Source organism: Thermodesulfobacteriota bacterium, assembly GCA_040755095.1.
Taxonomy (GTDB): domain Bacteria; phylum Desulfobacterota; class Desulfobulbia; order Desulfobulbales; family JBFMBH01; genus JBFMBH01.
On the sequence record JBFMBH010000120.1, the window covers coordinates 1 to 14789 of the forward strand.

14 protein-coding genes, 1 pseudogene and 1 CRISPR repeat array are annotated in these 14789 nt (G+C 65.4%); all 15 genes and pseudogenes read left to right on the plus strand.

Going from position 1 to position 14789, the window contains the following annotated elements; translation table 11 throughout:
* Window positions 1-169 precede the first annotated feature (169 nt).
* The 15 genes and pseudogenes from AB1634_15355 (at window position 170) to cas2e (ending at window position 14096) form a co-directional block, all read left to right on the plus strand.
* Window positions 170-394, plus strand: a complete 225-nt coding sequence (locus AB1634_15355; protein ID MEW6220893.1) for a DUF2283 domain-containing protein — start codon at window positions 170-172, stop codon at window positions 392-394.
* Between the two features lie 57 nt (window positions 395-451).
* Window positions 452-628 (plus strand): annotated as a pseudogene (locus AB1634_15360) (adenine deaminase C-terminal domain-containing protein).
* A 146-nt stretch (window positions 629-774) separates the two neighbouring features.
* The gene (locus AB1634_15365) at window positions 775-2874 is read left to right on the plus strand and encodes a PAS domain S-box protein (GenBank protein ID MEW6220894.1); all 2100 of its coding nucleotides are present in this window, start codon (window positions 775-777) and stop codon (window positions 2872-2874) included.
* 91 nt (window positions 2875-2965) lie between these two features.
* Window positions 2966-3955: a response regulator gene (locus tag AB1634_15370; GenBank protein MEW6220895.1), complete on the plus strand. Its 990-nt coding sequence runs from the start codon at window positions 2966-2968 to the stop codon at window positions 3953-3955.
* A gap of 337 nt (window positions 3956-4292) precedes the next feature.
* Window positions 4293-7031, plus strand: a complete 2739-nt coding sequence (gene cas3 / locus AB1634_15375) for a CRISPR-associated helicase Cas3' (GenBank protein ID MEW6220896.1) — start codon at window positions 4293-4295, stop codon at window positions 7029-7031.
* Window positions 7028-7594, plus strand: coding sequence for a type I-E CRISPR-associated protein Cse1/CasA (gene casA / locus AB1634_15380; protein MEW6220897.1), 567 nt, complete (start codon window positions 7028-7030; stop codon window positions 7592-7594). The genes cas3 and casA (AB1634_15380) overlap by 4 nt, the downstream gene beginning before the upstream one ends.
* Window positions 7554-8768 carry a type I-E CRISPR-associated protein Cse1/CasA gene (gene casA / locus AB1634_15385; GenBank protein MEW6220898.1) on the plus strand — a complete coding sequence of 405 codons (1215 nt, stop codon included), beginning with the start codon at window positions 7554-7556 and terminating at the stop codon, window positions 8766-8768. Before casA (AB1634_15380) ends, casA (AB1634_15385) begins: the two co-directional genes overlap by 41 nt.
* Window positions 8743-9279 carry a type I-E CRISPR-associated protein Cse2/CasB gene (gene casB / locus AB1634_15390; protein ID MEW6220899.1) on the plus strand — a complete coding sequence of 179 codons (537 nt, stop codon included), beginning with the start codon at window positions 8743-8745 and terminating at the stop codon, window positions 9277-9279. Before casA (AB1634_15385) ends, casB begins: the two co-directional genes overlap by 26 nt.
* Window positions 9280-9299: 20 nt before the next feature.
* The gene (gene cas7e / locus AB1634_15395; GenBank protein MEW6220900.1) at window positions 9300-10349 is read left to right on the plus strand and encodes a type I-E CRISPR-associated protein Cas7/Cse4/CasC; all 1050 of its coding nucleotides are present in this window, start codon (window positions 9300-9302) and stop codon (window positions 10347-10349) included.
* Between the two features lie 13 nt (window positions 10350-10362).
* Window positions 10363-10824: a type I-E CRISPR-associated protein Cas5/CasD gene (cas5e, locus tag AB1634_15400; GenBank protein MEW6220901.1), complete on the plus strand. Its 462-nt coding sequence runs from the start codon at window positions 10363-10365 to the stop codon at window positions 10822-10824.
* Between the two features lie 48 nt (window positions 10825-10872).
* Entirely contained in the window at window positions 10873-11109 is a 237-nt protein-coding gene (locus AB1634_15405; GenBank protein MEW6220902.1) for a hypothetical protein, read from the plus strand.
* Window positions 11110-11112: 3 nt separating this feature from the next.
* Window positions 11113-11772 (plus strand): type I-E CRISPR-associated protein Cas6/Cse3/CasE, encoded by a 660-nt coding sequence (gene cas6e / locus AB1634_15410; GenBank protein ID MEW6220903.1) that lies wholly within the window; start codon window positions 11113-11115, stop codon window positions 11770-11772.
* Window positions 11773-11810: 38 nt separating this feature from the next.
* Window positions 11811-12860, plus strand: coding sequence for a PDDEXK nuclease domain-containing protein (locus AB1634_15415; protein ID MEW6220904.1), 1050 nt, complete (start codon window positions 11811-11813; stop codon window positions 12858-12860).
* A 2-nt stretch (window positions 12861-12862) separates the two neighbouring features.
* Window positions 12863-13774, plus strand: a complete 912-nt coding sequence (gene cas1e, locus AB1634_15420) for a type I-E CRISPR-associated endonuclease Cas1e (protein MEW6220905.1) — start codon at window positions 12863-12865, stop codon at window positions 13772-13774.
* Window positions 13755-14096, plus strand: coding sequence for a type I-E CRISPR-associated endoribonuclease Cas2e (gene cas2e, locus AB1634_15425; GenBank protein MEW6220906.1), 342 nt, complete (start codon window positions 13755-13757; stop codon window positions 14094-14096). Before cas1e ends, cas2e begins: the two co-directional genes overlap by 20 nt.
* A gap of 172 nt (window positions 14097-14268) precedes the next feature.
* Window positions 14269-14785: direct repeats of the CRISPR family, unit length 29 nt; unit sequence ACGTTCCCCACGGGCGTGGGGATGAACCG.
* Window positions 14786-14789 lie beyond the last annotated feature (4 nt).

Here is a 14789-nt window from a genome sequence, read left to right on the forward strand (position 1 = left end):
AAGGGAGAGGTGTTGCCGAAATCGGCCAGCGCGGCCGCGATTTCAGGAGATCGAGCCCAGAGCACCGACTGTAAGGATCCCTTGGGACCGCCACAGCGCGGATCTGAGCAGTCAAACGGTCAACCCCTTGCCCAACTTGGCCAAAACGGGAACTGCTGGAGAAATCATTATGAAGGTCCGCTATTTTTCAGACACCGATACAGCCCTGATCGAGTTTACCGATCACGAGGTCGCAGAGACCAGAGAGATTGGGGAAAGCATCTATGTTGACCTGGACACCCAGGGAAACCTGGTCAGCATGACCATTGAGCATGCTCGCGCCAATGCCAGGCTTCAGGAATTCTCGTACCAGGAAATACCTGCACCGCCGGAAGCACGCCGGGCAACTGCCTGAATCGGACTTGCGGCGGCAGAGGGGCACAGTCGGTCTCATGCCGGCGCCCCCTTGCATGCGGTGGTCCAGGACCTGACCGGCCTGCACCGGGCTGCTGCCAGTCTGGGCTGTCTCCTTCCCGATCCCTTCATGGCCCTTTCCTTCCTGGCCCTGCCGGTCATCCCCCAGCTCAAGCTCACCGACCACGGCCTGGTGGACGTGGAGCGCTTCGCGATTCAGCCCCTTTTCGTTTAGCCTCTGGCGCGGCAGCCTTTGCCCGACTGTCGCGCCAGAGGTCTCGCAATCCCGGGCAAGAGTCGTTACAGTGGGGGCGCTTCGCCAGCCACCGGCAGGGAACAGCCCCGTTCCCCCCCGGTGGCGCGACAACCGGAGGGGCGCCCATGATCGCGCAGCCATCCTACGAGGAATTGCAGGCCGAGGTCGCAGCCCTGCGGCAGCTGGAGAGACAGGCCAGACTGGTGCGCAGCTGCGTGGACAGGGCCGCCGAGTCGATCTTCTGGGTCGACCGGGACGCCAGGTTCATCTATGTCAACGACGCCGCCTGCCGGCACCTGGGCTACTCCCGGGAAGAGCTGCTGGCCCTGACGGTGCACGACGTGGACCCGGTGTACCGGGTGGAGGACTGGCCGGACTTCTGGCAGCAGTTCAAGGAGCACGGCTCGCTGCGCTTCGAGTCGATCAACCGTGCCAAGGACGGCCGGGAATACCCGGTGGAGATCTCGGTGCGCTACCTGACGGACGACGGCCGGGAGATCATGCACGCCTATGTCCGGGATATCACGGCGCACAAGCAGGCCATCATGGCCTACGAGAAGGCGCACAGCGAGCTGGAGCTGCGGGTTCAGGGCCGCACCGCCGAGCTCCGGAGGACGAACGAGCAGCTGGAAAGCGAGATCGCCGAGCACCGGCGGACAGCCGCGGCCTTGCGGCGCTCCACCGAGTTCTCGGAAATCGTCCTGAACAGCATGAGCGACGCCATCTCCCTGCTCGATGCATCCACCTTCCGGCTGGTCGGCTGCAACCGGGTCTTCCTGCAGGAATACGGGCTGACCGAGGAGGAGGCGATCGGTAAGCCCTGTTTTGCGCTCACCCACCATCGACGGACCCCGTGCGAGCCACCCAACCACCACTGCCCTTTGCAGGAGACCGCCCGCACCGGGACCACCGCCGAGGCGCTGCACGTTCATTTCACCAGGCAGGGGGAGCGGCGGTTTGTCGAGATCTCGACCACGCCGATCCGGGATGAGAACGGCGTCGTCGTCCAGGCGGTGCATGTGGCCCGGGACATCACGGAGCGGCGGCGGGCCGAGGACATCATCCGGTTTCAGATCCGGCTGGAAAAGCTGATCAATTCCATCTCGGCGAATCTGATCAATCTGCCGGCCGACGAGATCGATGCCGGCATCCAGTATGCCTTGCGTGCGGTGTGCGAGTTCAACCAGGTCGACCGGTGCTATCTGCTCCGCTTCGACGATACGGCATCGGCCTGCCACACCGTCCATGAGTGGTGCCGCGACGGGATGGCCTCCCAGCGCGATGTCCTCGAGCGCCTGCCGGTCGCGGAATTCACCTGGATGCTGGACAGGCTCCGGCGCATCGAGACCGTCATCCTGCCGAGCGTCGACGACCTGCCGGTGGAGGCGACCACCGAAAAAGGCTTCTTTGCCGCCCAGGCGATCGAATCGTTCATCGCTGTCCCCATGACGTACAACGGCGGGCTCAAGGGCTTTCTCGGCTTCGATTCGGTGCTGGAGAAGAAGATCTGGGGCAAGGAGTGCATCGCCATGCTCCAGATCGTGGCGGAGATCCTGACCAACGCCATCGAGCGGGGCAAGGCCGCGGCCGCCCTGCGGGAATCCCTGCGCGAGAAAGAGGTGCTCTTGCGGGAGATCCACCACCGGGTGAAGAACAACATGCAGGTCGTCTCCAGCCTGCTGGATCTCCAGGCCGACTATACCCGGGACGCCGAGCACCGGGAGATGTTTGCCGAGAGCCGCAACCGGATCCGCTCCATGGCCCTCATCCATGAGAAGCTCTACCGGTCGAAAGATCTGGCGAAGATCGACCTGGCAGACTATATCCATGATCTTGCCAGAAGCCTGTTCGACACCTATGGGGTGGATACGGCCAGGATTTCCCTTCAGGTGGAGGTGCAAAGCGTCGATCTGAAGATGGACACCGCCATCTCCTGCGGGCTGATCCTGAACGAGCTTATCTCCAATGCGCTGAAATACGCGTTCCCGGCCGGGCAGGAGGGCGTCATCACCGTGGCGCTCCGGGAATTGGGGGCGGGCGTGGTCGAGCTGGTGGTGCGGGACAACGGGGTGGGCCTGCCGGCGGGGCTGGATGTCCGGAATACCGATTCCCTGGGGCTGCAGCTGGTCGTGAGCGTGGCCGAGCATCAGTTGGGCGGGAAGGTGGCGGTGCGGCAGGACCAGGGCACCGAGATCCGGATCACGGTCCAGGAGAGGCATGGATGAGGGCGTGACCAGACGGCGCGGATGATGGTGCATCCGGGAGGTGCAAGCGGATTCCGGGACCGGCGAGCTGTTCGGGGGAGGGGCAGAGCGTATGGAAGGGGCAGAGATCCTGGTGGTCGAGGACGAGGCGATCATCGCCAAGCATCTGCAGAAGCGCCTGCAGCGCATGGGGTACCGGGTGCCCTCGCTGGTGGCTTCCGGCGAGGAGGCGGTGGCCGTGGCCGAGGCCAGCCGGCCGGACCTGGTGCTCATGGATATCATCCTGGGGGGCGCCATGGACGGCATCGAGGCCGCCCGGCAGATCTGGCAGCGCTGCGACATCCCGGTCATCTACCTGACGGCACATACGGACGACAACACCCTGGAGCGGGCCAAAGAGACTGGCCCGTTCGGGTATATCACCAAGCCGTTCGAGGACAAGGAGCTGGGCATCACCATCCAGATGGCCCTGTACAAGCACCGGATGGAAAGGCAGCTCAAGGAGCGGGAGGGCTGGCTGTCCACGACCCTCCGGAGCATCGGTGACGCGGTGATCGCCACCGATGCCCAGGCCCGGGTGAGCTTCATGAACCCGGTCGCCCAGCGCCTGACCGGCTGGAGCTTGGCCGAGGCCGGCGGCAGGCCGCTGGCGGAGGTCCTGAAGATCATCGACGGCGAAACCGGCGAGGCCGGAGAATGTCCGGCCACGCGGGTGATCCGCGACAAAGCGGTGGTGAGCCTGGGCTACCATCGCCTGCGGGCAAGGGACGGCGAGGAGATCCCCATCGACGACAGCGCCGCGCCGATCCAGAACGACCAGGGGGCCATCCTCGGCGTGGTCATCGTGTTCTCCGACATCACCAAACGGCGGCAGGCGGAAGAGGAGCGCGAGCAGCTCATCCGCGAATTGCAGGACGCCCTGGCCGAGATCAAGGTCCTGAAGGGCATCCTCCCCATCTGTGCCTCCTGCAAGAAGATCCGGGATGACGCCGGCTACTGGAATCAGCTGGAGACCTATATCCAGAAGCACACCGACGTCCAGTTCAGCCACGGCCTGTGCCACGAGTGTGCCCGGAGGCTCTATCCGCAGTTCTTCAAATGACCTCAGGCCGGCGCCCGCCGGCCCGCCCCGGTGCCGCCGGCGCGCCGCCCGCCCCTCAACGCCCCTTTCCCTTGTGACCCTGGCGGGTCATCTGCCGCTGGCGCGCCCCGGCCATATCCCAGCCACCTTCGCCGGGAGCAGATCCCGGCCGCCAACGGGAACCCCACCTCCCTGGTGCTTGCTCTTTGCCGAAGATTGGTGCAACGTGCTGGCACATCATGACTTCCGTTCCCAGCGCGATTCTTGTCCAGCCGGCCAGGGAGATCCCATCCTCGGCTGACAGCGGCTCCTGGCGCCATCGGCCGCTTTCCCCTTCCTTGCTGGAGGATCGCCCCTGATGTTGGCCCCGGGGTCCAGCTACTGGCGCTATTGGGGCAAGGCCCACCCGGCAACCGCTGACCATTCCTGCCATCTTCTGCCCTTTCACAGCCTGGACGTCGCGGCCGCCGGGCTCACGCTTCTGCAGGAGCAACCTCGCTTCAGCGCCGGCTTGGCTTCCTTCCTGGGGATCACCTTGGAGGCGCTTCGCTCCTGGCTGGCATTCCTCCTGGGCCTCCACGACGCCGGCAAGTTCGCAGACGGCTTCCAGAACCTCCGGCCGGATCTTCTGTCGGCCCTGCAGGGCCGGCAGGTCGCGACCGCCTGTGACGAGCGCCATGACACCCTGGGGTATCGGTTCTGTGCCGGCCGGATTGACAGCCCAGGTGTGGTAGTGCAGCTGCTGGCTGCTCGGACGTCTTGGGAGGGAGACCCCGAGGATCTTTGGGATCTCCTGACCCCGTGGCTCAATGCCGCCAGCGGGCATCACGGCCGGCCACCCGTGCTCCGCCAGGCCCCCCGCCCCTTGCCGCACCATTTCCCGGCCGCCGTTGCCGCGGATGCCAAGGCCTTTTTCCAGGATCTGATGGCGCTCCTTCTTCCCCAGGGGGCGCCCTTCGATCTGACGGACTACCGCCAGCTGCCGGTCTTCCGGCGGATCTCCTGGCTGGTGGCGGGACTGGCGGTTGCGGCGGACTGGATCGGCTCGAATACAGCCTGGTTCCCTTACAGATCGACCCCCATGCCGCTGGCGGCGTACTGGACCAGGTATGCCCTCCCGCAGGCCGCGAAGGCCGTGGCGGCCTGCGGCCTCCTGGCGGCGTCCCCGGCCAGATGGTCCGGGTTGGCCGCCCTCTTCCCGAAGATCGCGACCCTCACCCCCTTGCAAAGGCTGGCGGAGACCATCGACCTCTCCGACTATCCTCAGCTCTTCGTGGTGGAAGAGGTTACCGGTGGCGGCAAGACCGAGGCGGCCCTGGCCCTGGCCCATCGCCTTCTGGCGCGTGGGGCGGCCGACGGCGTGTATCTGGCGCTGCCGACCATGGCCACCGCCAATGCCATGCACCAACGGGTGGGCGACGTGTACCGGCGCCTTTTTGTCGAGGGCGCCTCGCCCTCTCTCGTGTTGGCCCACAGCGCCAGCCGCATGGCCCTGGCGCTGGAGGAACGGAATCGCGCTGACCGTGGGCCGGGCCCTGGCGAGGAGACTGCCTCCCGGCAGTGCTCGGCCTGGCTGGCGGACAGCCGCAAGAAGGCCCTGCTTGCCCAGGTGGGGGTGGGCACCATCGACCAGGCCCTGCTCGCTGTCTTGGCGGCCCGCCACCAGTCCATGCGCCTCTTCGGCCTGTGCCGGAAGGTCCTCATTGCCGACGAGGTCCATGCCAGCGACGCCTACGTGCACCGCCTTTTGTGTACTCTGCTCCGTTTCCATGCCGCCCTGGGCGGCAGCGCCATTTTGCTGTCGGCCACCCTGCCGGCCGGCATGCGGCAAGAGCTCATCCAGGCCTTTGCCCAGCCTCTTGGGGTCGATGCCGCCGGCCCGACCATGAACGTCTACCCTCTGGTCAGCCGTCTCACCATGGACGGCCTGCGGGAGTATCCGGTGGCGGCGCGGGAGAGCGCCCGCCGGCGGGTCGGCATCCAGGCCTGCCATACCGAGGAAGAGGTCACGGCCTTCCTGTCCCAGGTGCTCGATTCCGGTGGGTGCGCCTGTTGGATCCGCAACACGGTGGATGATGCCCTGGAGGCTTACCAGGGGTGGGTCGCGAGACTCGGCCTTCAGCGGGTGACCGTCTTCCATGCCCGTTTCGCCCTCGGGGACCGTCTGGCCACCGAGGCTGAGGTCTTGCGCCTCTTCGGGCCGAGGAGCATGGCGGAGGATCGCCGGGGGCGGCTCCTTGTCGCCACCCAGGTCGTGGAGCAGTCCCTGGATCTCGATTTCGACGGGATGGTCAGCGATCTGGCGCCCATCGATCTTCTGCTCCAGCGGGCCGGCCGGCTCAAGCGCCACGGCCGCGACCCGGATGGGAACCGGATCGCTGGCTTCGACCAGCGCGGCCCTGCTGTACTGGGCGTCTTCTCGCCGCAGCCGAGCCTGGAGGCAGACGCTGCGTGGTACCGGGGCGCCTTCCCACGGGCGGCCTGGGTGTACCCCCACCACGGCCAGCTCTGGCTCACCGCCCGTTGGCTGGCAGCGCACCAGGGCTTCGCCATGCCGGAGGATGCCCGGGGCATGATGGAGGCGGTGTACGGCGAGGATGCCCAGGCCCAGATCCCCGCCGGGCTTCTGGCCGCGAGCATAAAGGCGGAAGGAGACGAAAATGCCCAATCTGCCCAGGGCCGTCTGAACAGCCTGGACCTGGACCAGGGTTACTCGGCCACCCCCCTGCACTGGCAGGACGACGATTCAGCGCCCACGCGCCTGGGGGAGCCGACGGTGACGGTTCGCCTGGCGCGCCGGGAGGCCGGCCGCCTCATCCCCTGGGCGACTTCGGACGATCCGCGCCAGGCCTGGCAGCTCTCCCAGCTTGCGATCCGGAAAAGCCGCATCGCGGCCGAGGCGCCGGAGCTGGCGGCCGGGGTCCTGGAAGCCGCGCGGGCCACCATGCCCGACCTGGGTAAGTACTGCGTGGCGGTCGTTTTGGAGCAGAACGGCACGGAATGGATCGGCAGTGCCCTGAACAGCAAAGGAAACCTGGTCCGATTGGGCTACGATCGAACACTCGGCCTCCAGTTCCCGGCAGGAGACGCCCCATGAATCTTGTTGAAGACCCCTGGATCCCAGCCCGCCGCCGCGGTGGCGCGAAGGAAGCCATCGCCCCCTGGCAGATCACCGACAACTTCGCCGCCGATCCCTTCGTCGAGCTCGCCGCCCCCCGGCCGGACTTCAACGGCGCCCTGATCCAGTTCCTTATCGGGCTCCTGCAAACCTGTTTCGCCCCGGAGGATGGAAGGGAGTGGCGGGTCAAGCGACGGACTCCGCCAACTTCAGGCGACCTGAGAACCGCCTTCAACCAAGTGAAGGCGTACTTTGATGTGGACCGTGGCGACAAGCGCTTCCTTCAAGAGACGGCCCTCCTTCGCGAAAAGAGGGCAGTCGAGCACCCCATCACCTATCTCCTCATCGATGCCCCCACGGACAACACCATCAAGAAGAACCGGGATCATTTCGTGAAGGCAGCCGACAAACGGTTCGCCGCAACGGCAGAGGAGGGATTCTGCCTTCCTTGCGCCGCGTCTGCCCTCTTCACGATGCAGGCTTTTGCGCCGCAGGGAGGTGGTGGCGGGGGGGGGGAAGTTCACGAGCTTACGGGGTGGTAGACCGCTCAGCACGCTGCTGATTGGTGAGACTCTCTGGGAGACAGCATGGTTGAACGTTCTCGAAGCACGGCACTTTGAGCCCGTCGGACCGAGTCCTGAGCATTGTTTCCCTTGGCTCGCTCCTGAGAAGTTCATCAAGGCCAAGACAGGCCGTTCTGTATCTTCGGAAAAGATGGCACCTGTTCATGTCTATTGGGGGATGCCCCGCCGCGTACTTCTTCAGCCAGAACAGCTTCAATCGCCGGTCAGTTGTGGTATCTGTGGACAGGAGTGTCGTGCTACATGTGTAAGGAAGTTCCTCGATGCAACCATGGGCATGAGCTACTACCACGGGGATGGGAAGAAGAAAAAACCGTCCTGGATCAGGCCACTTCACCCGTTGTCACCGTATGAGATGAGCAAGGGCTACCCGTCTGCACTTCATCCACCGGCGGGAGGTCTCACCTACCGCCACTGGCTGGGGCTGGTGTACGTCGATGGAGATTCAAATCGGCAACCAGCGACCGTGATTCAGCGGTTTCTGGCCGAACGAGATGACTTGCGCCTCTGGGCTTATGGCTACGAGATGGCCAGCGCGAACGCCCGGTACTGGCACGAAAGCATCATTCCGCTTGTGGCCATTCCGGCCGAAGTGCACGAGGTGTATCGACACCAGGTGACAACGCTCGTACGGGCGGCGCAGTATGCGAGCGGTGCCTTGATCCTGGCGTTGCTCCGGACCGCGCATGGCGAGGTGAAGACAGATACACAAGGGGTGGTGCTCTGGAAGCCACCAAAGCACCTTCGGAGCTTCGACAAAGGAGGTGTAGAACAGGGTGACGAACTTGCAGCAAGAGAGAAAAAGGCATGGTGGGAAGAAGCCCGCTTGAGCTTCTGGCAGACAACTGAACCAGCATTTCTGGCAGCCCTTCATAAACTCGGAGATCTGTCGTCTCAGTCGGTGGAGGTGAATTTGGCCGAAGACGTGCGCGGATTTCTGCGGCTGGTGGAGGCAAGATCGACCGAAATTTTTGACCGGATGGTCGAAGCGGGGAGCATTGGAGTCGTCGATTCGAGACGGGTTTCCCTTGCTCGGCAGGATATGCTTCGAACGATTCGAGGGCTGGCAAGGCGCTTCGATTGCCATAATCGAACGGGGGGCGAAAACGATGCCGAAGTTGCGGAGCGAACTTGAAGCGGCCAAACGACCGTTCACGGGAGACGACTATCCCTCTGAGGTACTACTGGTCTGGTGGCATGAACTGGGCAAGAACAGAGGAGCCGCCGCCACGTTGCGGCGGGCGACCGATCCGGGGGCGGTCGCCTTTTCGCCGGCCTTCCACCGACTCCTGGATGGGCTGCGCGCGGCTGGCTGCCCGCTCGGGCCACGAGAGGCCGACCGGCTCGCGGCGGTCGCCGGTCTGGCGGCTCACGTCAAGTCGCACACCCCCGGCGCGTCGCTCGCCCAGCAGATGGCAGCCGCGAAGGCGCCCGGCAGTGGGGCCAGGGTGAGTGGCCTGCGGTTCCGGCGGCTCCTCGCGGTGGCCGAGCGGGATGAGCTGTACCCCCTGCTCATCCGGGTCATCCGCCAACTGGGCGGTGCCGTCAACCTGGTAAGCCTCGCCAATGCCGTTTTCTGGTGGAACGAGCGGACCAGAACGACCTGGGCATACGAGTACTACGCCGCTTGCCCCTCGGAACCATAACCACACAAGGAGAGCCGCCGATGAGCACCTTCATCCAGCTTCATATGCTGACCAGCTACCCCCCAGCCAATCTCAACCGCGATGACCTCGGCCGCCCCAAGACGGCTGTGATGGGCGGCGTGCAGCGGCTGCGCATCTCCTCCCAGAGCCTGAAGCGGGCCTGGCGGACATCGGCCCTTTTCCGGGATGCACTCAAGGGACACATGGGAACCCGGACCAAGGAGATGGGCATCTGCGTCCGGGATCGGCTGACTGCCGCAGGCATCCCCGAGGCCGATGCCATCGCCTGGGCCAAGGCGATCGCTGCATGCTTTGGCAAGCTCAAGGACAACAGTGTCGAGATCGAGCAGCTTGCCCACTTCAGCCCGACCGAGACGGCAGCGGTGGATGCCTTGACGGAGACGCTCATCGCGCAGCGTCAGCCGCCCACCGATGCCGAGCTGGCCGGTCTGCTCCAGGCCCGGCACACCGCGGCGGATATCGCCCTGTTCGGTCGCATGCTGGCCGCCCGGCCGGCCTTCAATACCGAGGCGGCGGCTCAGGTGGCCCACGCCATCACGGTGCACAAGGTGGCCGTGGAAGATGATTTCTTCACGGCGGTGGACGATCTGAATCGCGGCGACGAGGATCTCGGTGCCGGCCACATGGGGGAGACGGAATTCGCCGCCGGGCTCTTCTACCTCTACGTCTGCATCGACCGGGATCTGTTGCTCAGAAACCTGCAGGACGACGAGGGGCTGACCCGAACGACCCTGCGCACCCTCGCCGAGGCCGCTGCCAAGATCGCACCGACAGGCAAACAGAACAGCTTTGCCTCCCGCGCCCATGCCTCATACATCCTGGCCGAAAAAGGCCCCCAGCAGCCCCGGTCCTTGTCCGTGGCGTTCCTCAAGCCGGTGACCGGCCAGGACATGCTGGCTGATTCCATCGCGGCCCTGGAGCGGACCCGTGCCAATATGGAGAAGGTCTATGGCCCGTTGAGCGAAGGCGATCCCTGCGTGATGGACGTAACCAAGCCTGACGGAAGCCTTGGCCAGCTCCTTGATTTCGTGGCGCCACGGCCGGCCTAGGAGAATGCCCGGTATGACCGACTATCTGATCTTCCGTTTGTACGGCCCCATGGCCTCCTGGGGCGAGATTGCCGTGGGCGAGGTGCGGCCCAGCGCCACCCATCCGTCCAAGTCGGCGGTTCTGGGGCTGGTGGCCGCGGCACTCCGCCTGGACCGGGACCAGGAGGAGATGCACCAGCGGCTGGCCGATGCCTATGGCTTCGCGGTGCGGGTGGATTGCATGGGGGTGCCCCTGGTGGATTATCACACGGCCCAGGTGCCGCCATCCGGCAGCGGTCGCAACCGCCGGACCTGCGCCACCCGCCGGGAGGAGCTCACCACGCTGCCGCGCCACAAGCTGAGCACCATCCTTTCCCGTCGCGACTACCGGATGGACGCCCTGGCGGTGGTGGCCCTGTGGACGAGGATCGTCGCGCCGCCATATGCCCTCGCCGCCATCCGGGACGCCCTGGAGCGTCCCGGGTATGTTCTCTAACTGGGACGGAAATCCTGCCCTCTGGCCCTGCCCTTGGAGGCCCAGGTGGTGTCCGCGCCCTCTGTCCGGGAGGCCCTGGAGAAGGCCCAGTTTGCATCCCTGGCAGGGTTCGATCTCCGGGCCTTGCGGCCAGCCGGTCCTTCGGCCCTCTACTGGGAGGAAGGCGCCCAGGCCGGGGTCGAGGTCCGGCACACCTTTGTGCGCCGCGACGTGCCGCTCTCCCGCCGGCGCTGGCAGTTCGATACCCGCCGCGAGCATCAGGCGGCGTTGGACGGGGAGGCGTGAGCCATGTTCTTCAGTCGGATCACCCTGCACGATGACGCCAGAGGCGCGGGCGACTTTCATCAGGCCTTCCGCAGCGGCTATGGCCTCCATCAGGCTGTATGGCAGCTCTTCGCGGACCATGCGGACCGGGAGCGGGACTTCCTGTACCACATGCAGGCCGCTTCCGGCCCGCCGGTCGTCTACGCCCTCTCGAGACGGCGGCCGTTGGCCAGCCGGCTCTGGCAAGCCGAAACCATGGCGTTTGCCCCGAAGCTGAACCAGGGCATGCGCCTTGGCTTTTTCCTGCGGGCCAACCCGGTGCGGACCCGGGAGGGCAAGCGCCACGACGTGGTCATGGAGGAGAAGCACCGCCTCAAGACCCAGGGCATGCCGCGGCAGAAGTGGCCCCTCGAGGCGGAGCTTGTCCAGGAGGCCGGCGAGAAATGGCTTTCGGCACGCGCCGAAAAGGCGGGTTTCCGGCTGCACGCCGTACGCGCCGATGGCTACCGGCAGCATGAATTCAGGAAGCCAGCGGGCAGACAGCCCGTGCGCTTCAGCAGCATCGATTTCGCCGGCCTCCTGGAGGTGGTGGACACCGAGATCTTCTGGCAGGAGGCCCTGTGCCGAGGACTTGGCCCGGCCAAGGGGTTCGGCTGCGGGCTGCTGCTCGTCCGGCGGGCATAACGCACTTGGCCCTCGACGAAGGGGAGGGAATTTCTGTCATGGCGGATCTCGTGAACGTTCCGACCCCCGACCTCTACCAGCAGGTCCGTTCCGTTCTCACCCGCGCCCGCAGCCGCGCCTGGCAGTCGGTCAATGCCGTGATGGTCGCCTGCTACTGGGAGATCGGGCGATTGATCGTGGAAGAGGAACAGAAAGGCGGGATGCGGGCCGACTACGGGAAGCGGATCATCCCGGATCTCTCACAACGCCTCACCGCGGAGTTCGGATCCGGATTTGACAGATCTAATCTCTGGAATATGCGCGCTTTTTTTCAAAACTATCCAATTCTCGACGCAGTGCGTCGAGAATTGGCCTGGACCCATTATCGGCTTCTCCTCCGGGTCGATAAGCCGGAGGCGCGGGCCTTCTATGAGGCCGAAGCAGTCAATGCCCGCTGGTCCACCCGGGAGCTGGAGCGCCAGATCCACTCCCTCCTCTTCGAGCGGCTGGCCCTGTCCCGGGACAAGGAAGGGGTGGTGGCCCTGGCCCAGAAAGGGCACGAGATCCAGGAACCGGCCGATCTGGTGAAAGATCCCTACGTGCTGGAGTTCGCCGGGCTGCGCCAGGACGAGCGCTTCCTGGAAAAAGATCTGGAGCGGGCGCTTATCGGCAAGCTGCAACAGTTCCTCCTGGAGCTTGGTCGCGGCTTCGCCTTCATGGCCCGCCAGCAACGGATCACCCTGGATGGCCGGCACTTCTTCGTCGACCTCGTCTTCTACAACCGCCTGACCAGAAGCTTCGTGCTCATCGACCTCAAGGTGGGCGACCTCACCCACCAGGACCTGGGTCAGATGCAGATGTACGTCAACTACTACCAGCGCGAGCTGACCGCGGCGGAAGAAAACCCGCCCGTCGGCATCATCCTGTGCGCCGACAAGAGCGAGGCGGTTGTTCGTTACACCCTGCCCGAGGGGAACCAGCAGATCTTTGCCTCCCGGTACAAGCTGTACCTGCCCTCGGAAGAGGAGCTGGCCGCCGAGATCCAACGGGAGCGGAAGATGATCGAGCTGCAGCAGCGGCTTGCCTCCCAGGATGACGGGGAGGGCTGACCATGCTGCCGCCGCTCAAGCCCATTCCCATCAAGGACCGTGTCTCGGTGGTCTTTGTCGAAAAGGGTCAGCTCGATGTGCTGGACAGCGCCTTCGTGGTCGTGGACAAGACAGGGGTGCGCACCCATATCCCGGTGGGCGGGGTGGCGTGCCTCATGCTGGAGCCCGGCACCCGTATCTCCCATGCGGCGGTGGTGCTGGCCTCCCGGGTCGGCTGCCTGCTGGTCTGGATTGGCGATGGCGGCGTCCGGCTCTATGCCTCCGGCCAGCCCGGCGGCGCCCGCGCCGATCGCCTCCTCTGGCAGGCCAGTCTGGCCCTGGACGACGAGGCGCGGCTGAAGGTGGTGCGCAAGATGTACAGTATGCGCTTCCAGGAGGAGGCGCCGGCCAGGCGGAGCGTTCAGCAGTTGCGAGGCATCGAGGGGGCGCGGGTCAGGAAGATGTACGAGCTTCTCGCCCGCCAATACCGGGTGGATTGGAAGTGGCGGGAGTACGACCACACGCAGTGGGGCAGCGGCGACATCCCCAACCGCTGCCTCAGCGCCGCCACGGCCTGCCTGTACGGGGTTACCGAGGCGGCCATCCTCGCCGCCGGTTATGCTCCGGCCGTGGGCTTCATCCATACCGGCAAGCCGCAGTCCTTTGTTTACGACATCGCCGATCTCTTCAAGTTCGATACGGTGGTGCCCACGGCTTTCAGGATCGCTGCCAGGACCCCGGATGATCCGGAACGGGCGGTCCGGCTGGCCTGCCGGGATGCCTTCCGCCAGACCCGCCTCCTGCACCGGATCATTCCAGCCATCGAGGAGGTTCTGGCGGCCGGCGGGCTGCCCGTCCCGACGCCGACCGCCGAGCACGTGGAGCCCGCCATCCCCAACAAGGAGGCCCTGGGCGATGCTGGTCATCGTGGTTGAGAACGTCCCTGCGCGATTGCGTGGCCGTCTGGCCGTCTGGCTACTGGAGATCCGCGCCGGAGTCTACGTCGGCAAATACGGCCGGCGGGTCCGGGAGCTGATTTGGCATCAGATCCGGGAAGACCTCGGAGAGGGGAATGCGGTGATGGCGTGGAGCACCAACAACGAGAACGGCTTCGATTTCGAGACGCTCGGCCAGAACCGCCGGCTGCCAGTCGACCACGACGGCCTTCGCCTGGTATCCTTCTTGCCGATGAGCAGCCAAGAGCCCCTTGCCCCGCTCCAACCGGCGGCGCCGGTGGACGGCGGCGACGGGAACTGAGCCGGCGTCTCCGGACAAACCCAGCGATGGTTGAAGGTCAAGGAGCTATGAACTGCACGGAGGTCAGTTTCAGGCATGTCCCCGACGGCCACTTCGCGGAATGGAAGTCGATTTCGTCGGTAGGCCAGAAGCTGCCGAGTTAGTCGAACAATTCCAAAGGGGTGGAAGTAGTACGTTCCCCACGGGCGTGGGGATGAACCGGAGGACGTCATGTGGATCGTCATAGTAAGGTGACGTTCCCCACGGGCGTGGGGATGAACCGAATGTGGTGAGCGCGTCAGACAAATTCATGGAACGTTCCCCACGGGCGTGGGGATGAACCGAAATGGTCGGCCGCCGGGAGCGCCTGGAGCGAACGTTCCCCACGGGCGTGGGGATGAACCGTTGCAGCCAACGCACGCCGACTGGACCAGCTCACGTTCCCCACGGGCGTGGGGATGAACCGGCGACGACGGGCGAAACGCCATCGCCCGGTGGACGTTCCCCACGGGCGTGGGGATGAACCGTACAGCCTGACCGCTTCAGCTTCGGCCGCGTCACGTTCCCCACGGGCGTGGGGATGAACCGATGAGAGGGATTTCCGTGACCATGGCCGCAGCACGTTCCCCACGGGCGTGGGGATGAACCGGTCCATGCCCGGGCCAGTCAAATCCTGGCCCCACGTTCCCCACGGGCGTGGGGATGAACCGTGGC